This window comes from Persicirhabdus sediminis (assembly GCF_016595495.1).
Lineage (GTDB): Bacteria > Verrucomicrobiota > Verrucomicrobiia > Verrucomicrobiales > Akkermansiaceae > Persicirhabdus > Persicirhabdus sediminis.
Map to the genome: position 1 here is coordinate 79,242 of NZ_JAENIM010000021.1, position 20,689 is coordinate 99,930.

Sequence of the window (20,689 nt, forward strand, 5' to 3'; positions counted from 1 at the left end):
ATCATTCCTCCTTATAAAACTTCTCATCGGCCCAAGCAAAATCATCAGATGCTCGCAGTGGCCCGCCACGGAATGGCGCATAACCAGTTCCCATCACCATGGCAAAATCCAACACACTCGCCGAGCTCACCACTCCTTGAGCCAGACACAACGCGGCTTCCTCACTCATTTTTCTAGCTAACTGCTCAGCTAGATCTTTTGGAGCCTGCTGCGGTTTCACTTGGCCTACTAGCTGCGGGTTCACGCCCACTTTCTTTTTCCCTTTATACAGGTAAAACCCACAGCCAGATTTCTGCCCGAGCATATTCATTTCTAGCAACTGCTGCAGCAGTTCGGGCATTTGCATGCGCTCTGGATATGCCTCCACCAGAGTATTGGCCACATATTGTCCCACATCAATGCCCACAACATCCATCAAATGAATTGGCCCCATAGGCATACCATAATCTAGCATTACGCGGTCCAGCGTTTCTATATCCACACCGCGCTCGTACCAATGAGCCGCTTCCAACATGTAGGGCATGAGAATGCGGTTGACCAAAAATCCAGGTGAATCTTTAACCACCACAGGCAGCTTGCCGATAGATTGAACAAACTTCACCGCGGTAGCTACGCTGACCTCATCGGTCTGCTCGGTAACAACAACCTCTACCAGTTTCATCATAGGCACGGGATTAAAAAAATGCAGCCCTAGCAGGCGTTCTGGCCGGTGAACCACATCAGCTAGTTGGTGAATCGGCAGCGCCGAAGTATTACTAGCCAGCACCGTTTCTGGGCCAGACCTTTCACTCAGGTCAGCAAAAATTTTCCTCTTCAACTCTAAATTCTCTGTGGCGGCCTCAATTACCAGCCCACAGCGCTGCAAACTAACCGGCTCACTCATGGGCTGGATTCTATCCATTCCAGCTTGCATCTGCCACTTACTAACAACACGCTTCTTCAGCGCTTGTTTGTAGGTTTTACTAATTCCCGCCATGCCAGAAGCCAGTGCTTCATTATTAACATCCTGCAGCAATACACTTTTGCCACGAGTACTCAACCAATAAGAAATGCCACTGCCCATAACACCTGCGCCAATCACTGCTGTCCTCTCAACCATGCGCGCACGATGATCATTTGGTTTCAGCTTGCGCGCCGCCTCATTTGAAAAGAAGAGCTCTGTGAGCCTGCGAGTCTCTGGACGCTGCAGCAAGCTAACAAAGGCTTTCCTCTCCATCGCCAGACTCTGACGACTGGAAACGTTAGGCGCTTTCACTAGAAGTTTGATAGACTCCTTGAGCGCTGGGTAATGGCCGCGAGATTTGGCCATCATCATAGACTTCGCCTTACTACCTATCAGCATGGCGCTAAGCGGGTTATTTGTCAGCCAGTGGTTTTTGCGTTGAGGTTTCTTTTTGGCCATGAAACTCAAGCTGTATTGGAATAGGTTCTCTGCCGCGCATACCTCATCGACCAGCCCTTTAGCCTTCGCCGCCTTGCTTTTGAGCAACTTTCCAGCCAGTACTAACTGCAGCGCCTGAGGTAGGCCAATCAACTTAGGTAGACGCGTTGAGCCACCCCACGCAGGCACAATGCCTAGCAATGTTTCAGGTAAACCAATGCGTGTGCATGAGGCATCGGATGCGATGCGCCAGTCGCAAGCGAGAGCAATTTCACAGCCGCCACCAGCGCAGGCACCATGAATGGCAGCCACGGTTGGAATCTTTAAATTTTCAATGCGCTGAAAAACATTCTGTCCCATTTGCAGCAGCACTAACAACTCCTGTTCAGATGCTCCAGCTAGGGTTTTAATATCGGCGCCCGCGATGAAGATTTTCTCTTTTGCTGATCGGATCAACAATCCTCTAACCAGAGGATCAGATTCTATCGCCGATACATGCACCTCTAACTCTTGCAGTACCGCGCCATCAAATAAGTTCGCCGAAGCTCCCGGTCGGTCAAAACTGAGCACCGCGATTTCTCCTATGTTACTGCGTTGAATGTATTTCATAATTCACTCCATTTTTTCTAACCAAAGAGCCGCACCCTGCCCGCCACCAATGCACAATGAGACCAATGCTTTTTGTCCGCCACCTTGGTGCATGGTATGCATCGCCGTTAGGACTAACCTAGCACCAGTTGCGCCGACTGGGTGCCCTAGGGCGATGGCGCCGCCGTGTGGGTTTAACTTATGCTCAGGAATCTCACCTAAGGCCTGATCGCAGCCAGCATGCTGAGCTGCTGATGGTTCCTTCAATGCCTGCAAACATGCGAGCACTTGGCCGGCAAACGCCTCGTTAATCTCCACGGTATCGGCATCTTGTAGCCGCAGACCTGATAGATGTTGCGCTTTATGGATCGCGTGAACGGGGCCCAGCCCCATGCGTTTAGGGTCGCAGCCTGCATAAGCGTATGCTCGCAGCTGTGCGATGGGAGAGATGCCGTACCACTTCTCCAGCTCGTGAGCCTTTTGTTCGCTAGCGACTAACAATGCCACAGCGCCATCGGTAATTTGCGACGAGTTACCAGCAGTCACGGATCCTGTTTTACGGTCAAAAACCGGCTTTAACTTGGCCAATTTATCGATGGATGAATCTCCCCGTATGCCATTGTCACGGTCCACCACATGGCCATTGATAAAAAATGGTGTCACTTCGTCTGCTAGAAATTTTCCAGCTCCCGCAGCCTTGAGCTGTGAGTTCACGGCAAACTCGTCCTGCATTTGCCTAGTGATGCCAAACTCTCTAGCTAGCACTTCAGCCGTCTCGCCCATATTCAGTCCACTTACTGGATCAGTGAGGCCTAACTTCAAACCTATCAGCGGGGAAAAATCAGCTGGTCTGAAATTCATCGCAGCCGAGAATTTTTGACCTAACGATCGCGCCTTAGCGAGCTGCATAAATTTGCCGATAGCTGACTGCCGATACAGCCACGGCACCTGGCTCATACTATCAACCCCGCCGACTACATACAAACTACCGCGACCAGCGGCGATGCGCTCGGCGGCGGTCGTGATAGCCTCCAGCCCCGATGCGCAATTGCGGTTCACCGTCATGGCTGGAACGTGCTTGGGAATACCTGCGCGCAGCGCGATAACACGAGCAATGTTAGCCGCATCTACCGGCTGACAAACACAGCCCATAATCACTTCGTCAATCTCAGCTGGATCGATGCCAGTGCGGGCTAACAAAGCCGCCACAACTTCGCGGCCAAGGTCAACGGCGCTGAGATTAGCAAAATCAGTGCCCATACGGATGAACGGGCTTCTTATGGCTGCTAGAATTTGCATGGCAGTTTAGGGTTCATTTTGCGGTCTGTTATCAACAACTTTTTTCTCTTTCAGCTCCACGCCGACGCCCTGCATTTTACGCAGCGTTTCCCAGTCATGGAACTTCACTTCATTTGGGCTCAAGTCGGTTTCCTCTTTGAGTCTCTTGCGAATTCTAGTAGCCAGCTGTTCTTTGTTATCACTGATAGCTACGGCGTGGATGACGATTTCATCGAGGTCTAATGGATCATCATTGAGCTTGCGCAGCTCCATCTGCCAGGCGCCTAGCCCATCGGTATCATCGAGGATATTTTCTAGCTGATTGAAATCTATCAATGTGCCTTTGAGCTTATCAATTTTCATGCTCTTGATGTCGGAAACACGAGAAATTCTCCCAACCAGCCGTGGGCATGTTCGCCCGCAGTGTGGGCATTTTCCATAATGCAGCCCTTCCTCTATCAGGTCACCAGTACGGTAGCGCAGCACCACCGATCCACGGCTCTGCAGCGCTGTATAAACAATCTCGCCGCCATGGCCTTCAGGTACTCGCTCGCCAGTGTCAGGATCGATGATCTCAATGAAACCCAAATCTGGATAGGTATGAAAACCAGTGGTCTTGCCACCGAGCGGCGGCGGGCATTCCGCCCAGGCCATCTTGGCTTCGGTAAAGGCGTAGGTTGAGATGATTTCCACATCTGGCGCGCCCAGGTCCGTGCAGAATTCATGCAGCTTGCGGCGCATGCCAATAGGCACTTTCTCACCACCTAACACCACCTGTTTGAGATGATCCCAGCTGCGCCCCTGTTCAAGGGCTTGCTGCAGCAAGTGATAGAGAAATGTGGGCATCGCAATCAACAAGTCTGGATTGATTTTAGAAATGCTTTCCACGTTACCTAACGACCCCATCACCTTGCCGCCACCTGTTGATAGAGCGAACACACCAGCAGCGGTGGACGCATAGTGGGCCTGCCAAAATGCGAGATGGGGAGCGAATGGGAAAGCATTCACCGCGCGGTAGTCGCGCTGGGTGTTACAAATAGCCATCAAACGACGGCCAGATTCCTCTAGCAAATGAATATCTTCCGCGGTGTATAAAAAGGGCACGGGAGCCGCTGAGCGGCCAGTTGTACTGGTCATGAAAATCGGCCTCAGCTCACGCTCCAACAATTTCTTTGCTTGGCTGGGGCCATTGCGCAGGATCATTTTCCATGTCGACGCCTGCTTGCGCAGAACTTCTTCATCTGGGATCAATACAAAGTCTTTAGGATCTATCAAATCAGCCTTGGATGTGAATGGCAGACGCTGCAGGTCAGCGGTCGTCCTAATAGAGTTAGGGTCAATATCTTCACGAGCAAACAGCGCTCGATAGAACTTAGAAAATGGCGCTACACGATCGCGAATGAGCGAGCGCAATAGCTGGTTTTGCATCAACTGAGTTTCCATAGGCAGAGCGTTAGCCCACCAATTTTTTCTTAAGCTTTTCATGCGGCACCTCGTTTCACATGGTTTTCTATCAACTCAGAAATCTTAGGCATCTGAGCCAGAGCCATTTTTCGGCCCATCTCAATAAATTGTTCGGCGTGAGCGAAGTCGTACCACTGGCTTGGCTGGCCGGCATAACAATCCACCACCACGTCAGCCTTTTTGGTAGATTCGTGAGCCATGCGAATTTGCGCAATCTGCAATGACCGGCTCATCACATCTAATCGATGGCCTTTTCCCACCGGATTGATACGCCCACACCACTCTAGCATTTTTCCCTCAAAGCGGCTGCAAATTCCCTCGCTATGATAAGCGGTCTCGCCTCGCAGAGCTGCGTCGTGGAGTTCGTTGTAATCAGGAAATGCAGTCGAGGCGATGACGTAGTCTACCTCGGTAAATTCGTGCAGCGCATCCACTGGTAGCGGCTCCACCACGCCACCGTCTATCAGGCTTCTATCATCCACCGTCACGGGCGTGACAATGCCAGGAATCGCACAGCTGGCGTGCACCGCATTGGCTACGATGCCTTGGTTAAAAACTACCCGCTCGTAGCTTTCTAGATCTGCGGCTACGATCAATAACTGCTTTTTCAGCTGGCTAAATGTCACCGCCCCAATGCTCTCCATCAGGTGGTCACGTGCTTTTTCTCCCTTAAAAAAACCACGGGTGAAGGGGAAATCAAAATCGGCAATTTTGCGTAATGCATGGGCGTCTTTCATTTCATCCGCCAGCTGATGGAGTTTTTGTCCATCCCAGCCAGCTGCCCACAGCGCGGCAATATAACTGCCCATGCTCGTTCCCGCCACCGCCGTCACGGGCACGCCTTGCTCTTCTAGCACCTGAATCACCCCGAGATGAGACAGCCCCTTGGCGCCGCCAGATGATAGCGCGAGACCAAACTTCACCTCATGCCAGCCAGCTGGCTTTTTCGCAGGGGCATGCGGCGGCGCGGGCTTGGCGGCAGCGTGTTGACGTGAGCCATCACCAGCTGATGGGTTTACCGCTGGTTGAGCTGCTTGTTTGTGGGGATTGGCGGGATGGTGCATGATCAAACACTCCTCTCTAATGATTGGAAAATGATACGCTCTAATTTCATCCTGCAAGATACCACAGTTTTTAGGCAAGTGCCACACCTTGACCACCGCTTATTCTTTTACGGTCAATAGATAAAGCTCCTCACCCAACAAACTCAAGTTCTCTAATCACTCGCATATCAAGGATGTTACCGATTGCAAATCCAGCGGAGCCAGCCAGCTAGAAATTTGTCAAATGATAGAACATTTCGTTATGAATTCGCTAGATCTCAGCCAGCTAGCTAGAATTTCTCTCTGAGCCGCTACTTTCCGTCGATGAATAGGCCACAGCTCTTAGCTAGAGGAAATGCAGCAAGCTAGCCGACTCCTTGATGATTATGCGCTTGCAAGACCTGAACAAACCATCATACAGACGTTTATGAAGAATTGGCTGGCAGCTCCTCTCACACTCCTGGCATTGGTTTCTCCGCTTAGTGCGGTGGTGATTCGCGATGATGTTTTTACCAACAATGGCGGGCAGCTAGATCCATCTGTGGATCATGTGGATGCGGGCTACAGCCAGCATAGTAGTTTCGCCCAACAGGATGTTTTCAAAGCGTGTTTGCAGTGGGGTGATGGCGTCAGCGCCAATAGCAGCTCGGGCACCTGGCTAGGCAATGCTAATGGCTCCAGCTACATTCTCATCGCAGGTCATTCTAGTAAGTCAGCCAATGGCTTCGTCTCCACTGGTTTTGAATATACCGACTGGCAAGGTCAAACGACCACACTCAGCTCAGCGAGCGTGACTCACTGGCGCAATGATGTCGCCGACATCGCCATTTTACAAATCGACCAGCCCATCGTGATTCTAGATGCGGTGAATCCTATCTTTTACGATGGCGACCAAGAGGCAGGCAAAGTTGTCACCTGGATAGGTACTGGATTTCGCGGCACCGGGCTGGCGGGGCAAGATTTTGACAATTTCGGCTCTGGCCGCGCGGCGGGCCAAAATATCATCGATGGCGCGATGACCGCCACCACTTTTGAGTTTGACTTCGACTCGGCTGCTCATACCAGCCTGCAGCTGGAAGCTCACCAAGCCAGTGGTGATAGTGGTGCCGCTGGCTGGATTCAGGTCAATGGCCAGTGGATGATCGCCGGGCTGGTTTCTGAAAGTGAGTACCCTGAAGTTTACCAAGCTAACAACATCATGGTGCGTACGTCTGGCACTCTAGACTGGATCACTAGCACCTATAGCGGCGCATTTACCGCCGTGCCCGAGCCTAGCTCCGCAATCTACGCAGCTCTGGCGGCTTTAGTCTTTGTTAGCCAGAGAAGACGCAGCTAACAAGTCCGCCAGCCAGCTTATTGGCCATCGCCAGATTCATCAATTTCCTGCTGGAGAATGAGAGAAAAGAGGTCGACGTCGACAACTTGCCTAGACCCTAACATCTCAATTAACATTCTCACTCTATCATTGCCGCCGAGCAGCTCGACCACTTCACCTTGCATACCTTCTAATGGCCCGTAGGCGACTTCTACTTCATCGCCAATCTCGATGCTCGGCTTGAGCACCACGGTTTCCCCCTCTTCCAGCTGGCTCTGCAGCGCGTGGATGAATTCCTCGTTGATCGTGGGCATGAAATCACCAAATTTCACGATGGTGAGCACGCCATAGGCATACCGCACAGCTCGCTCCATTTTCTGGCGGTCGAACTTGGCAAATAGATAGCCGGGAAACATCGCTTCCAGCCACCAAATTTTGCCGCGTTTGGTCGCCTTGCGGTATTTCAGCCGCGGGCAAATGACCTCCACACCATCCAGCTGGCGGAGCTGTCCTGCGGCGATGTGCTCGCGCTTTGGTTGACAGCGCACACAATACCAAGCCAGCTGGGGTTGCTCATTCATGATTTTGTTCCGAGAAATTTCTGCAGCAGTGGCAATACCATCTGCACGCGCTTAGACCAACGTTCTAGGCGCTCGACGCGCTCTAATAAGAACTCTTTTTCCTCGCCAGCTGGCAGGGCATCAACGTCGCCTTCTAGCGCTTTCAGCTTGCGTGAGCCACTCTCCATATGCGGACGAATCTCCTCTTTAATAAACCCACCAACCAAGCGCTTGAGCTCGACGTCAGCTTTGTAATACGTCTTGCGGTCGCCGGGTTTATTCTCCTCTAGCACGGCGCCCAGAGTGCGCAGCATCTTGATGCCTTGGCTCGCTGAACCTTTGCTAATTTCTAGCCGCTGGACCATTTCATCCATCGCTAAGGGCTCGCGGCTGGAATAGAGCAGGCCGTACATTTCTCCTACAGATTTTGGTAAACCTAGCAATTTAGCGCCATCGCTAAAATAACTGACCATCTGTTTCTCTAGGGATAGGATCTCATCCGATGCTTCACTGCCCATGCTCATGACGATGATAATGACGTAAAAATGCGCAGAGTTCAATTATTTTTGAACTTTGCGCATTTCCCCAAATCCATTAGCCATCACCTCAGCCGCTGGAAACCATTCCAGCTGGCTGAAGTGCGGCGTTTCAGCTTTTCTATTCTGCGCTTACGCGAATGAATATTTTCTCTTTACCTTTTTCCAATGGGTAATTTTTCACCCCATCAATCACCTCAGGCGTTTGCTTATAGCTGGACCAATTGACCAGATCTTCTGAGGTTTCCACCTTGTATTCCATCTTGTCGCGCATGCCGTGAGCCACGCTAAATGAACCGTCTTTGCCGCCTTGGATCGTTGGTTTCTTGCCCATGAAAGCGTAGAAATCAAAGGAGACATCTGCCGGAACTGGCTGCAGAGCCTGCGCACTCAGCACCTTGATCGTATCGCTCGAAGTTAGCTCGTGAGCCTTCCATCCTTCGTAGTTATTTGGCAGCAAGTAAGCCCCAGCCCAAACTCCAAATGGATGTCTGCCTTCGTAGACTTGATTCACCTCAAGTCTGAGCAGATTGACGCCGACGACATCAATATCGATGTGCTCAGCCATGTCGGCCTGGCCAGCTGGAGCCCCCTGATAGATCAGCTTGCCATCACCGTAAACCTTGAATTCCAACAAGGTTGATTGCGGGTTATCAAAATTTGTATAACAGAAAGTGTCAGACACAAAGCGCAGGTAATTACCTTTGAGGTTAAATTCCAAGACACTCGGCGTATGGAAACCAAATCCTTTTTCATAAACCCAGTTGCCCATTACAATCGGACTAACATTATTATTCAGGGCATCCACCCCAAGCTTCTGCCAGCCATTTTGAGAGCTTACCAAAGGCATGTCTGATAGGAAGACCGCAGCATCAGGGAAGCCAACTAACTGAAGTGGCTCTTGCAGCTCAAGATCACCAAAAGTAACTGAGCTGTAATTGCCAAATCCTGGACCCTGAGCTAGCTGCAGCGAATCGATGTAGAGCTCTTTACCACTCTTAATCTGCAACTCGATAGAATTGCCGCCTTCCTTGAGCTGACACCAAATGTAACGATCTTTGTAGCGGCTAACTGGACTCGTTAGGCTATCTTTAGTCCCTAGAGCCACACCTGAATCTTGTTGGTTAATGCGGCCTGATACAGTGACTGATTGCCCCACTAGATCAAACTCACCCGCATCTGCGCCAGCACCATTGACCACTAAGTTAACGTTACGCGACGGGCTAGAATCAGTTGAATAATAAGGAATGTTCAGCAGGTACTGACCACTACTTGGCACTTCTACATTCCACACAATGTATGCTGAGTTATTTTTTGGGAAATAAGCACACTGGTTAGTAGTCGCATTCTCCAGATAGAGTTTGTCCACCTTATCGGCAGCATCAGCCAATGTCACTACTTCACCTCGCATAATGAAGGCTTCACTAGCTGGGTACAGGCGACGTACTGATTCATAGATCTCATTTTCGTCGCTAGCCGCAGAGCTCTCTATGCTGGCTAGCTGATTCAAATTCGCACCTGGCGGCATAACCTTGACGCGAGCTACATCGTAATCAGATAGACCTTCCTTGTTAGTCACCTTGAGGTGGAAGGTGAAAGTTGTAGGTTCACTAACTACGGGAGCGGTGAAATTCGCAATGCTCTGTTTAGCTCTGGTAAGGCTAACGGACGGACCATGCTCGGTTTTCACCTCCCACTGGTAGCTGATTTCACTGCCATTTGGATCATCCGAGCCCGTGCCATCAAGATAGACAGTGGAGCCGCTAGCCACAATCTGGTGGCCTGCTGTCACCGCATATGGATAGTGGTCAACAGCGACATTAGATTCCTCAAAGTAGACTAACATCACGAGATCAGAAGCATTACCATTGGTATCCGTGGCCGTCACCGTCAGCACGTTAGGTCCAGGGAAATGCTTAGCTACATCATTGCTAACTTTATAGACATAAGAATTGCCATCAAAGTATCCAGGGAAGCCAATAGACTTGCTCAGGTGAACGGTATCGCCATCTGGCTCCTCCACATCAAACTCGATGCGCAGCGTTTCCCCCGCTTTGGCACGGAAGATGTTTTTGAAGCCGCCCGGACCTTCTCCTGGTTTGGTCATGGTGATTTTTGGCGCTGAGTTTGCTAGAATACTCAGCTGCATGACTTTTTCGGAAACGCGTCCGTGTTGGTCAGTGGCGCGCAGGGTGATTTCATGAGCCCCCACGAGATGCTCTTCAGCCACCACCGTATACACGCCGCCAAAGCCGCGTGCATTTTCAATAACACGACCAACCTGACCTGACATGCTGATTTCCATCGGCGACACAAAATCTGTCTGCACCGCAATTGGCACGGTTAGCTGCTGGCCTACAACAATGCTATGCTGTTCTGGCACCGTGCGCAGCTCAGGAGCTGGTCCTAAGTTAGAAACTTGCAGATCAAAATAGATCGTCGTTTGCCCCACACTTCCCTGGCCTTTGATCGCCAGCTGATAGTTGCCGATGTCTGAAGACTTCGGTGTCCAGCGGATGTAATAATCGTGATCTCCATGGCTGTCTGGCTGACGCACTAATGTCGCGCCAGATGGTAAGTTACTACAAGAGACAACAACATCGCCATCGCGACCTTCTGCTCGCAGGATGTGCAGATTATAAGACTGACCTACTCCAATATGTGAAGGACCACGAGCAAGTAGCACTGGGCGCTTCAGGTCCCCCTTCCAGCTAGGCTGGTTAGAGCGGCGCTGAGTGACTACTTGGAAAAAGTCAGCTACTTCTTGGCCGTATTCACTTAGGATATCAGTATAGACACCTGAGTACTCATTGGGATCAAAACCGCTAGATACCATGCCGGTATTGTTACAGTAGCTACAACCGTCGCCGCCGCAGTATCCGCAGGTGACTTGGCTGCCTGAGCCGCTAGCAAGCTCCGTTCCCAACATTGCTTTCCAAATCAGATAGGATGTATACTCCACATAAGACTGTATGTCTTGTGGGTCATCCTTATCCATCAAACCATAACGGTATTGAATGTGCGCCCACTCTCTGTAAGCGGAATCCTTTTTTCCATTCACATAGGTCGGGTAATTTTTCGCTAAATTAGCCAGTCTATATTTCTCTAGCAACAATCTGTTAAAGGATGCCATGCCACTCGCTTGGCCAGTGTACCAGCAAGCAGACCAGAAGCGTCCGACGCCGTCGTCATAATCACGTGTGGGCGCGAGAGCTGAATGTGTCTCCCACCATCCGTAACGCAATCTGCGGTACTGAGCGGTGCGGGTAGCATCGCCAGAGATATCTTTTTTGGCACTAATCACACCGTGCAGCAGCAGCACGTCGTCCATAGAACTATTAGGAGCAAAATCCCAATAGCCATTTTTTGTCCATGGCGCATCAGTCCATTCTCCACCTACCCACGTAGGGAGTTGGTATTCATATGCCTGGATCTTATTCCAGCCGTCTTGCGCGTACTGAGCCATCGCCAGTGAGTCATAGTCCCAGCCAGAACTGGAATTTTTTAGAGGCGAATAGAGAGAGTTAAACAAGGATGATGTTTGTGCCACCATGCCCGGTGTTGTGCCCTTTGTTAGCAATTCGCGGATTGGCTCCTGTGAATAAGCTGGCGGGATAAAATGAGGCATCCACTCCTTCCAGTTGAGCATGTTTTTGCTGATAAACTCTACCGATCTGTTGTAGTCGTGGTAGTCAAAATGAATGTCCTCGATGGTTGCCGTTTCATGGCCCGTCCACGCTGGCCAGAAATCTCCGCCCTTATTCAATGGCGGATTGTTGCTTCCTGGAGCTGTGCCTAACGGCCCTGACTGCAAGAATGGCTCATCCATGGTCATAAATGGCCCAGGGTGATTGTAGCGTAGAAATTCGTAAACTTTCTCACCTGCTTCTGCATCACCGAGCGCGCCTGCAAATTTTTTGGTACTAGAAACCACACGCGCTGGAGCAAATGACTCACCAAACATCACTAGGTCTTTGCCACTATCAGTATGGCAAGCGCCACACTTCTCCAGATAGATGGCTTCCCCCTCAGCTAGACGTTCTGGGGAAAAGGCATCAGGCGCGAGGTAACTAACATCGCGTTTGCCTGTTTCCTTATATGGCAGCTCAAAGTAGTGAGGTAACTTTGCATTTTTGCGCTTCCAGAAATGATCTTGAGGCTCCAACAGCTCTTTCTTTCCATTAGCCTGATTGACCATGTAGATTGGCAAGTTGCGGTATTTGGCAAACAACTCAGCATTCATCTTTTCACCAAATGGATTCACAGCTACCGGCATGGAACACTCACTCGCATATTCAAGATGCAGTTCAGAGCCGGTATCAAACTCTAACGAACCATCAAGAGCGATAGAGCCATACTGATTCTGCCAATCAAGGTTGAATGACTCATAGAGTTCGAATTGATACAAATTTCCGCGATATGTGTCCTTGGTATTTTCACAAGGTTTATCTACCAGAATGCGAACGTAGCGAGTTTGCTTAGGAGTAAAATTACGATCAGTAATTTCCAACACATTGCCAGTCACCACATCGAGGTCAATCCAGTCGCTATCTTTGCTCAAGCTTGGATTAGACTTGGTACTGTATTGCAGGCGGTAGTTGTAGAAGACCTTCCCCGAGCCCACCTCGTAAGGGCTGGTCATCCTCATCACCCAGCGCGAAACTGTATACACATCTTGTAAGTCCACCATCAGGGTGTGGCTATCACGGTAGAAATCATGCCAGTTAGTCTTAGGATTACCATCGGTGATGCGATCTGGCCCTTTCCCACTAACGTAATTGGCTGCCGTAGCTGGCTTATTGAGCGCGACGTTAGAAGCCGAGCGAAGAGTATGAGGCACAATAGACAAGACACTATTTTCTAGCTGAACGGTTCCACCTGGTCCAATGCCTAGGCGCCCCGCTTTGAGTGTAGAATTCTCTACTTTAATAGTATTGCCTGATGCTCCTGACGATGAACTCACCCACAGCAAATCATTGACTTGAAGTTGAGCTTGTTGGCTTAAGTTAAGTTGGTTATCACTTCCAGCCAAACCAACATAACAGGGGCCGTTAATGTTAATCTGGTCACCATTGACCACAACAGTCTCCGCCTCGCTGCCAATATTTTGGCCTAGAGTGAATCCGTTCTGATAATCGTTGATAGCAGTAATTTCAGTAGTGCCAGCTCTCAAGATTGAGGCTGATGCTAAGACTAACATTGCCGCGGATGTTAGGAGGGTTTCACGTGTTTGTCTCCGTGAGATCTTCATTTGTTTTGTGCTTGTGAGTGTCGTTTTCTCCTTCACTGGCTGGGTTATTTTCCGATGAAGAGGCGATGAGCTGACGGTAAAAAATTGAACTCCGAAACACGCACAAATGATATGAAGTCTATCAGGAATACATGAGGGTTATTTCGTTATTCAAAAGTTAACCAGCTAACATCCATATTGTGATATTTCATTTCGGGGTCAACACAGTCACATTAATCAAGCGTTTGGACTCAATCTAGCTAGCTGATTTAAAACACTCAGACAGATCTACAAACCATGTGTGTAATAATCGAAATTGCTAGAACATGAAATCACACATCCATATGTATCGATGTGACAGAATTACCATTTTGCAGCGTATAGACCACCTGAAATCTGGCTCCCCTCACTGTTACTAAACCGATACAAATCAATGTGTAAGAGACAAAAAAAATGAGCTCATTGAGCTCATCATCATGCTGGGCCTGATGACCCATTTTCCAGCTAGCTAGAAAAAAATGCTCCCGAATTCAGGAGCCGAAAACTAGCGAGAAGCGCTTTGCAGGTCTTCACCTGCAGGGCTCATTTTACCCTCGATCACAGCACCGCTGAGATCTCCTTTGAGAGGTAGCGATCCTTTACCCAATCTCGGGTATGTCTGGTAATCAACCTCATGCATGTATGACGCTCCAAGCCAGAGCGACAGTACCAACGCACTTCCAATGATGAATAGACGAACTTTTTGCATGAAAAAATCAGATTGTTTTGCCTCCGCAACGCACAGAAGATGAAAGCATTATAATCTTTATAGTTAAGTTCTGTAAAGCACTTTAACTTATGATCATAACTCCTGCATCACGCGTCAACGCGCCGAAGGCTTGTCACGATTCAGCTAAAGGATCAAGACATTTATCCTCAAGCCAATGTTCAATAGAAAACTCCAGCAGCCCTAGCTTTGCTCAGATGTCGTCTGAATATCTTGCAGTGCGGCGATAAAATCAGCCAAAATATCCGCCGGCACCATGATGGTATCGCGGTTGCCCGAGACATCTTCCGTGATCTTGACCACCTTACCTCGGGCATTCTGTTTCAGATCTAAATAAAATGTCTTACGATCTGCCAGAATCTTCTCTGTATGCAACAACTCGCTGTTTCTTCTATCGCTCACGGTAAAATCTATGTTGTAAATCTAGCTTCCTACGAAGCTGGAACTTTGCCAATATCTGGACTCATCTAATCGAAGTCAAGTAAAAGCGCTTGTTTTCATTTCAGCTAGACAAACACGATTAGATCCTGCACTAACTAAGCCATGTCCAATTCTAACGACACCAGCAAACAAAAGCACAACCCTGCGGTGCAAGCCCTCATGTGGATTGGCTGGCTTGGAGTTATCTACATGACAATCATGTATCAACTCTTTCTGATTTCCGATGAGATAGAAGTTAACACCTTCGACCCTCTGATAGAACCGGTCTCTCTCGGCTGCCTAATCATCCCTCTATTGCTACTCATCGTGACGAGGTTTTCTCTTCTACCAAAACTATCTAATGCATGGATTCAGCTGCTCGTTTTTCTTCCCTGCATGTTTGGTCTAACATTCATCTCTTTACTCGGCATCTTTATAGGGTCCAGCCACAAATTGCTCTTTGACCTCAGCCAGTTGCTTCTGCTCATCCTCTTCATCCCCTACTGGATTCGGGCGAAAAAGAAATCCAGCCAGCCACCATCACTTCCAGCTGGCTAAAATAAGTCTCCGCTGAGGAATTTCTCCTCCGCCACCAGCTGCAAAGATGCGCTCAACTCACCGCTGGCTGACGCTTGAACATTTTTTAGAGATCATCTCCAATTTAGCATTCTCAAATTGGGGTAAATCAGCCTAGTCTGCCCGAGCCATGGCAGACAACTTTGTACACCTACACGTTCACACATCATTCAGCACGCTGGACTCCACCGTGCGCGTCAAAGACGTCGTCGCCCGAGCCAAAGAACTCGGCATGCCAGCCCTCGCCATGACCGACCACGGCAACGTCTTTGGAGCCGTCGATTTCTTCATGGCCTGCCAGTCAGCAGGCATCAAACCCATCCTCGGCTGCGAGATGTACCTAGCGCCGGAATCCCATACGCACCTCAAAGAAGTGCCGCACCGAATGGATTCCACCCATCTCACTTTGTTAGCTAAAAATGAAACTGGCTGGCACAACCTAATCAAGCTGATTTCCATCGCCAACCTAGATGGCGTTTTCCGCGATGAACCGCGCATCGACCGCGAGCTGCTAGCTGAATACAACGAGGGGATCATCTGCCTCAGTGGTGACATCGACGGGCCGATTAACGAATGGCTGCTGCAAAACAACCCAGACCGCGCGCTGCAGGAGGCAAAGCTTCTGCACTCTATCTTCGGTCAGGAAGATTTCTATATCGAGCTCAACAACCACGGGCTAGAGAAAAATGAGCAATCCATAGCTGGACTGGCTGATATTGCCAAACAGCTAGCCTGTAAAGTGGTGGTCACTAACGACGTCCATTTCCTCCACGAAGAAGACCACGAAGCTCACGACGTTCTACTCTGCATTGGCCAAGGCAGACTACTGATTGACGAAAACCGCAAGCGCTACCCTAACGAGGTTTATTTCAAAACTAACGAGCAAATGCGCGAACTCTTTGCCGAGTTCCCCGAAGCCTGTGACGCCACCTTAGAGATTGCTGAGAAATGTGACGTCGACCTACACCTCGATCCTACCAGCTCAGAGAAATACCCGCAGTTCGATTCACCAGACGGCTCACCGCGTGATGAATACTTCCGCCGCGTGTGTTTTGAAGGCATGGTAGAGCGCTACGGCAAAGAAAAAGCCGGCTGCGACGAATACGTCCAACGCCTCGAGTACGAGATGAAAATTATCATCGACCTCGGCTTCGCCTCCTACTTCTTGATCACCGCTGACTTTATTAACTGGGGGCGCGATCAAGACATTCCTGTTGGACCAGGTCGTGGATCCGCGGCGGGCTCGTTAGTCGCCTACGCCATGGGCATCACCGACATTTGCCCAATGCGCTTTGGCCTACTCTTCGAACGATTCCTCAACCCGGAGCGTGTCAGTCCACCCGATGTGGATATTGATTTCTGTCAGACTCGCCGACCTGAGGTAATCGATTACGTGCGCCAGAAATACGGCGAGCGTTGTGTTGCTCACATTATCACCTACGGTACTCTGGGCGCCAAATCCGTGCTGCGTGATGTAGCCCGCGTCATGGGTGTTAGCTACGGCGAGGCAGACATGTTAGCTAAGCAAATTGAAGCCAAACCTGGCATCAAGCTACAGTCAGAATACGACGACAAAGAAGAACTACGCGACATCATCTCCAACAGCTCAACCTTCAAAGACCTGTGGAACTTCGCCATCAAGCTGGAAGGTCTCAACCGTAACACCGGTGTGCACGCCGCTGGTGTGGTTATCGGTGATAGAAACCTCGATGAACACGTCGCCCTAACACGAGCAAAAGAAGGTGAAGTTGTCACCCAGTGTGACATGGGAGCCATCACCGAAGTAGGGCTGTTGAAAATGGATTTCCTCGGCTTGAAAAACCTTACCGTGATTCAAGACGCCGTGCAGTACATTCTGCCAGACTTCCCTGACTTCGATATCCGCTACGTCCCGCTAGATGATAAACCTACCCTAGCACTACTCAACCGCGGTGAAACCATGGGTGTGTTTCAGCTGGAATCCGGCGGCATGGTGGAAACCTGCCGCAAATATGGCATTGATAAAATCGAGGACGTGATCGATTTGTTAGCCGTTTATCGTCCGGGAGCCATGCAATACATCGATGAGATGATTGCAGTGAAAAAAGGCATCAAAGAAGTCGAGTACGAGCACCCACTGCTAGAAACCATCTGTGGCGACACCTACGGCGTCATGATCTATCAGGAGCAGGTGCAGAACGCGGCGAAAGTGCTCGCTGGCTACACCCTCGGTGGTGCGGATATTCTGCGCCGAGCGATGGGTAAAAAGAAACAGTCTGAGATGGACAAGCAGCGCAAAACATTTGTTGCTGGCGCCAAGGAGACTAACGACATCGATGCTAAAAATGCCAACTTGATTTTCGATAAAATCGCTGGCTTTGCGGGTTATGGTTTCAACAAATCTCACTCAGCATGTTACGGCCACATCTCCTACTGGACCGCCTATCTCAAAGCTAACCACCCGGTTGAGTTCCTCTGCGGCCTGCTATCTAACGAGCTTAACAATACCGAGAAAATTGCCATTTTCATCAACGAGGCACTGCGCATGGGCATCGAAATTCTACCGCCTGACTTGAACAAATCAGAGGTTCGCTTCTGCCCAGAAGTTACCCCATCCGGCATCAAAGCTATCCGCTACGGGCTAGCAGCCATCAAGAACGTGGGTGAAGGCGCCATGACTATTGCGGTGAAAGACCGCAAAGAGAATGGCAAGTTCGAGTCATTAGATGAACTCTCCAACAGACTTGATTCCAAAGCAGTTAACAAGCGGATTCTAGAAAACCTCATCAAAGCTGGTGCCCTAGACTGGACCGGCGAAACTCGCGCTGGCATGTTCAACCGCATCGAACTTGTCATTGCTTCAGCTAGCTCCGCGCAACGCGATAGAGCTCAGGGCCAAGTCTCATTGTTTGATACCATGGACTTTGCCAGCAGCGCTCCTACGCCAGAGGCTAACCAAGAATTTGTCCCTGAGTGGACCAAAGACGAACGGCTAGAAACTGAAAAAGAGCTGCTAGGATGTTACACCTCTGGTCATCCGCTAGATGAATACAGAGATTTGCTAGGCTCAGACAGATTCTCACCACTCGGCAACATCGACGACCTCGACATCTCCGATAGAAAAAAACGCTACACCATGGCTGGCATGCTCAGGCTGGTGGAGCACAAAACGACCAAGGCGGGTAAAAAGTTTGGAGTCATGCACCTAGAAGATTTCTCAGGAACCTGCGAAGTCGTTAGCTGGAGCGAAAGCTATCTACCCGCCCTCGAGGAAGGATTGCTAGAAACTGGCAATATCATCACCGTGCGCGCTCAGGTTCAGGAAGATTTCCGCGACCCAGAAAAACGTCGTGTCAGTGGATCGCAAATCAAGCTGCTCAAGAATCGTAAAAAAGCTACCAAAAAAGGCGACTTCGAACTAACCATCTGGGCATCTCGCACCAGCGTCGACGAGCTCACAGAGATCCGCGATACGCTAGCCAAATACCCAGGCAAAACGCCCGTCGTCATTACCTTGCAAAAAGGAACTGGCGAGCGCGCCATCCTTCAGGTGTCTGAGAAATACAAGGTCAACGTCTGCCCAGAGATCATCAAAGACCTCCACCAATGGAGAATCTAAGCTGGCGCTGCCGCCAGCTAGATCCTAACTAGACTCTCTCACAGTGATCTGGAAAACTCGTTTTCCAGACCTTGAGGCATTGCTCTATTTCTTCGGTTTCACGTGTTGGGCTCAACTCCCAAACCAGTGGTTTTTCCGGGCTGACGTATTGCATCAAGTTAGGAAAATCCATCTCCCCGGTTAGCGGCACGCGGTGGTCGCGATGAGGCCAGTAGACATCGTGCACGTGGCAGCCTATCAGATATGGCTGCATCTTTTTGAGCCATTGTTCATGATTGAGCAAACCTAGATTATGCTTCAGCTGAACGTGGCCAAAATCGTGCCAATAGCCAACCCAAGGGTTGTCCTTAAAATGCTCCTGCAGTTTGATCATTTCCTCCTCTGAGGGAACGTCTTCATAACGGCTGCGGCTCTCTACAGCCAGAGGCACACCCACCTCTTTGGCTTTCTCACTCAGCTCTTCTAGCGCTTCTATCGCCCGCTGATAGTACAGTGGTGAGAGTTTTTCACGCTTCTTCACAAAGGCTAACTTATGTTTGGTATACTCTGGATCTAGCTGGCTACCTTCACGCACCATCGACGTTAGCTTCTTTGTCCACTTCTTGCTAGGCATCGGCACAGAGCCCATGTGCATGACGATGTACTTAGCTTCGAACTCGCCAGCCAGCTCGAGTGTTTTCAATGTCATCTCCATCGCCCGCTGGCGCTCAAACCCGCGGTGTGAGGTAAACTCGTATGCATCCGGCGCATCTATCATCACCTCAACTGGTGAAGGAAAATAGTTATGCACCCCAGAGCATTTGAACTTACCAGCCTGATAGGCTTTACGAATCCCAGGCAACTTGGCAATCGTCATGCCGTGGCTGAGCTCGACGTACTCCACGCCAAGCTGGGTAATTTCATCTATCATCTGCTCGCCATCACTGTGACGCGCATTGTTCCAGCAGCTAGAAAAACTCAACATACTAACAAACTAATTTATGGTTATGGCAACTTCCAGCTAGTCTTGAGACGCTGGTACTCAGCCTTTGGCAAAAGCACAAACACAGGGTTTTTGCTAGGGTCTACCTTAGAAATCATTTCTTTAAGTTTATCTTCGCGCATAGAGGTGCAGCCGTGCGTGGCGCGTCCACCATTGTCGCGCCAGATGTGGAAGAAAATCGCGCTGCCGCCTCCTGGCGTTGCCTTTTTCCCGTGATCCGCAGCATTGTGAGCCACAAATAACTTTAAGCTATGCGCGTGGTCACCTTGTCGCATTTGCTGCTTTTTCTCCCATGCTGTTTTGGGTTCGTGTTCTATCACCAAATGGCGATTATAGTATGGTGAGTTAGAATCTTCTACCCACAGGTCGCGAGTGGTAATTTGTCGGTAACTCAAAGCACGGTTTTTTTTAATCTGCGGCGCATATCCATAAGCTCCTCCAATCCAGAAAACACCAGCTGGCGCCTTCGCATCTCCCTCTTTTTTCATCGCTGAGCCCTTGGCTAAAGGATGTAAACCACGACCCCAAACCATGCCATTTTTCCCTAAACGGCCAGGCCAACTTTTCATAACGGGTTTCCAGTTCGAGCCAGATTTCTCATACATAGCCAGCTGCACATGGCTAGAGCCCCAATCGTCAGCCACACCTAACACGACCTGCTTACATGAACGCGGCAGCTCAAAGGCCGCTATGGGCATCAGGCTGAGTAGGGAAATCAATATGAACTTTAACATACCAGCAATGTAGCGACACAAGTCATGCTGTCTACTGCGGAGTTTTGCCGACCACTAACTTTTCCCTAGTGCTTGGTCACGCCATGCGAGCTTATTCATTACAATTTACGCCACCCACACTACACACTAACGACATATTCATAGCCTGATTGCAATTCGACAGTTTCACTAGTGACGCAAAAAATCAGCATCTCAATTAACACATGATATTCTATCCA

Annotated in this window: 14 protein-coding genes; 3 read left to right on the top strand and 11 right to left on the bottom strand. The window is 49.8% G+C overall.

Annotated features, from left to right (window positions below; genetic code table 11):
* Position 1: 1 nt before the first annotated feature.
* The 4 genes from JIN82_RS03940 to JIN82_RS03955 are packed head-to-tail and all read right to left on the bottom strand — an operon-like array spanning position 2 to position 5,775.
* Entirely contained in the window at positions 2-1,990 is a 1,989-nt protein-coding gene (locus JIN82_RS03940) for a 3-hydroxyacyl-CoA dehydrogenase NAD-binding domain-containing protein (protein ID WP_200310341.1), read from the bottom strand.
* A gap of 3 nt (positions 1,991-1,993) precedes the next feature.
* A complete protein-coding gene (locus JIN82_RS03945) occupies positions 1,994-3,268 on the bottom strand; it encodes a thiolase family protein (RefSeq protein ID WP_200310342.1) in 1,275 nt (424 codons plus the stop codon).
* Between the two features lie 6 nt (positions 3,269-3,274).
* A complete protein-coding gene (locus tag JIN82_RS03950; protein WP_234041759.1) occupies positions 3,275-4,732 on the bottom strand; it encodes a phenylacetate--CoA ligase family protein in 1,458 nt (485 codons plus the stop codon).
* Positions 4,729-5,775 carry a patatin-like phospholipase family protein gene (locus tag JIN82_RS03955; protein ID WP_200310343.1) on the bottom strand — a complete coding sequence of 349 codons (1,047 nt, stop codon included), beginning with the start codon at positions 5,773-5,775 and terminating at the stop codon, positions 4,729-4,731. Before JIN82_RS03955 ends, JIN82_RS03950 begins: the two co-directional genes overlap by 4 nt.
* Before the next feature lie 406 nt (positions 5,776-6,181).
* On the opposite strand from JIN82_RS03955, the gene JIN82_RS03960 reads away from it, so the two are divergent.
* Positions 6,182-7,090 carry a hypothetical protein gene (locus JIN82_RS03960; protein ID WP_200310344.1) on the top strand — a complete coding sequence of 303 codons (909 nt, stop codon included), beginning with the start codon at positions 6,182-6,184 and terminating at the stop codon, positions 7,088-7,090.
* A 17-nt stretch (positions 7,091-7,107) separates the two neighbouring features.
* On the opposite strand, the gene nusG is transcribed toward JIN82_RS03960, so the two are convergent.
* From nusG to JIN82_RS03985, 5 genes are all read right to left on the bottom strand, one after another.
* Positions 7,108-7,650, bottom strand: coding sequence for a transcription termination/antitermination protein NusG (nusG, locus tag JIN82_RS03965; RefSeq protein ID WP_200310345.1), 543 nt, complete (start codon positions 7,648-7,650; stop codon positions 7,108-7,110).
* Entirely contained in the window at positions 7,647-8,189 is a 543-nt protein-coding gene (locus JIN82_RS03970; protein WP_234041760.1) for a GbsR/MarR family transcriptional regulator, read from the bottom strand. The genes nusG and JIN82_RS03970 overlap by 4 nt, the downstream gene beginning before the upstream one ends.
* Before the next feature lie 97 nt (positions 8,190-8,286).
* Positions 8,287-13,416 (bottom strand): NPCBM/NEW2 domain-containing protein, encoded by a 5,130-nt coding sequence (locus JIN82_RS03975; RefSeq protein WP_200310347.1) that lies wholly within the window; start codon positions 13,414-13,416, stop codon positions 8,287-8,289.
* A 523-nt stretch (positions 13,417-13,939) separates the two neighbouring features.
* Positions 13,940-14,143, bottom strand: a complete 204-nt coding sequence (locus JIN82_RS03980; protein ID WP_200310348.1) for a hypothetical protein — start codon at positions 14,141-14,143, stop codon at positions 13,940-13,942.
* 201 nt (positions 14,144-14,344) lie between these two features.
* Positions 14,345-14,563, bottom strand: coding sequence for an RNA-binding protein (locus JIN82_RS03985; RefSeq protein WP_200310349.1), 219 nt, complete (start codon positions 14,561-14,563; stop codon positions 14,345-14,347).
* Positions 14,564-14,704: 141 nt separating this feature from the next.
* Between JIN82_RS03985 and JIN82_RS03990 the strand changes: the two genes are divergently transcribed.
* Together JIN82_RS03990 and dnaE are read left to right on the top strand one after the other, a co-directional pair.
* Positions 14,705-15,139, top strand: a complete 435-nt coding sequence (locus tag JIN82_RS03990) for a hypothetical protein (RefSeq protein WP_200310350.1) — start codon at positions 14,705-14,707, stop codon at positions 15,137-15,139.
* 148 nt (positions 15,140-15,287) lie between these two features.
* Positions 15,288-18,755: a DNA polymerase III subunit alpha gene (gene dnaE / locus JIN82_RS03995; RefSeq protein WP_200310351.1), complete on the top strand. Its 3,468-nt coding sequence runs from the start codon at positions 15,288-15,290 to the stop codon at positions 18,753-18,755.
* A 28-nt stretch (positions 18,756-18,783) separates the two neighbouring features.
* Here dnaE and JIN82_RS04000 read toward each other — a convergent pair whose 3' ends face one another.
* The gene (locus JIN82_RS04000) at positions 18,784-19,719 is read right to left on the bottom strand and encodes a sugar phosphate isomerase/epimerase family protein (RefSeq protein ID WP_200310352.1); all 936 of its coding nucleotides are present in this window, start codon (positions 19,717-19,719) and stop codon (positions 18,784-18,786) included.
* A 20-nt stretch (positions 19,720-19,739) separates the two neighbouring features.
* Complete coding sequence (locus JIN82_RS04005) at positions 19,740-20,471, bottom strand: L,D-transpeptidase family protein (RefSeq protein ID WP_200310353.1); 732 nt, start codon at positions 20,469-20,471, stop codon at positions 19,740-19,742.
* Between the last annotated feature and the right edge of the window lie 218 nt (positions 20,472-20,689).

What these genes read in the sequence shown, in the direction of transcription:
- JIN82_RS03960 (WP_200310344.1), top strand. Translation starts at nt 6,182, where the DNA reads ATGAAGAATTGGCTGGCAGCTCCTCTCACACTCCTGGCATTGGTTTCT.
- dnaE (WP_200310351.1), top strand. Translation starts at nt 15,288, where the DNA reads ATGGCAGACAACTTTGTACACCTACACGTTCACACATCATTCAGCACG.
- JIN82_RS03975 (WP_200310347.1), bottom strand. Translation starts at nt 13,416, where the DNA reads ATGAAGATCTCACGGAGACAAACACGTGAAACCCTCCTAACATCCGCG.
- nusG (WP_200310345.1), bottom strand. Translation starts at nt 7,650, where the DNA reads ATGAATGAGCAACCCCAGCTGGCTTGGTATTGTGTGCGCTGTCAACCA.
- JIN82_RS04005 (WP_200310353.1), bottom strand. Translation starts at nt 20,471, where the DNA reads ATGTTAAAGTTCATATTGATTTCCCTACTCAGCCTGATGCCCATAGCG.
- JIN82_RS04000 (WP_200310352.1), bottom strand. Translation starts at nt 19,719, where the DNA reads ATGTTGAGTTTTTCTAGCTGCTGGAACAATGCGCGTCACAGTGATGGC.
- JIN82_RS03980 (WP_200310348.1), bottom strand. Translation starts at nt 14,143, where the DNA reads ATGCAAAAAGTTCGTCTATTCATCATTGGAAGTGCGTTGGTACTGTCG.
- JIN82_RS03945 (WP_200310342.1), bottom strand. Translation starts at nt 3,268, where the DNA reads ATGCAAATTCTAGCAGCCATAAGAAGCCCGTTCATCCGTATGGGCACT.
- JIN82_RS03940 (WP_200310341.1), bottom strand. Translation starts at nt 1,990, where the DNA reads ATGAAATACATTCAACGCAGTAACATAGGAGAAATCGCGGTGCTCAGT.
- JIN82_RS03950 (WP_234041759.1), bottom strand. Translation starts at nt 4,732, where the DNA reads ATGAAAAGCTTAAGAAAAAATTGGTGGGCTAACGCTCTGCCTATGGAA.
- JIN82_RS03955 (WP_200310343.1), bottom strand. Translation starts at nt 5,775, where the DNA reads ATGCACCATCCCGCCAATCCCCACAAACAAGCAGCTCAACCAGCGGTA.
- JIN82_RS03990 (WP_200310350.1), top strand. Translation starts at nt 14,705, where the DNA reads ATGTCCAATTCTAACGACACCAGCAAACAAAAGCACAACCCTGCGGTG.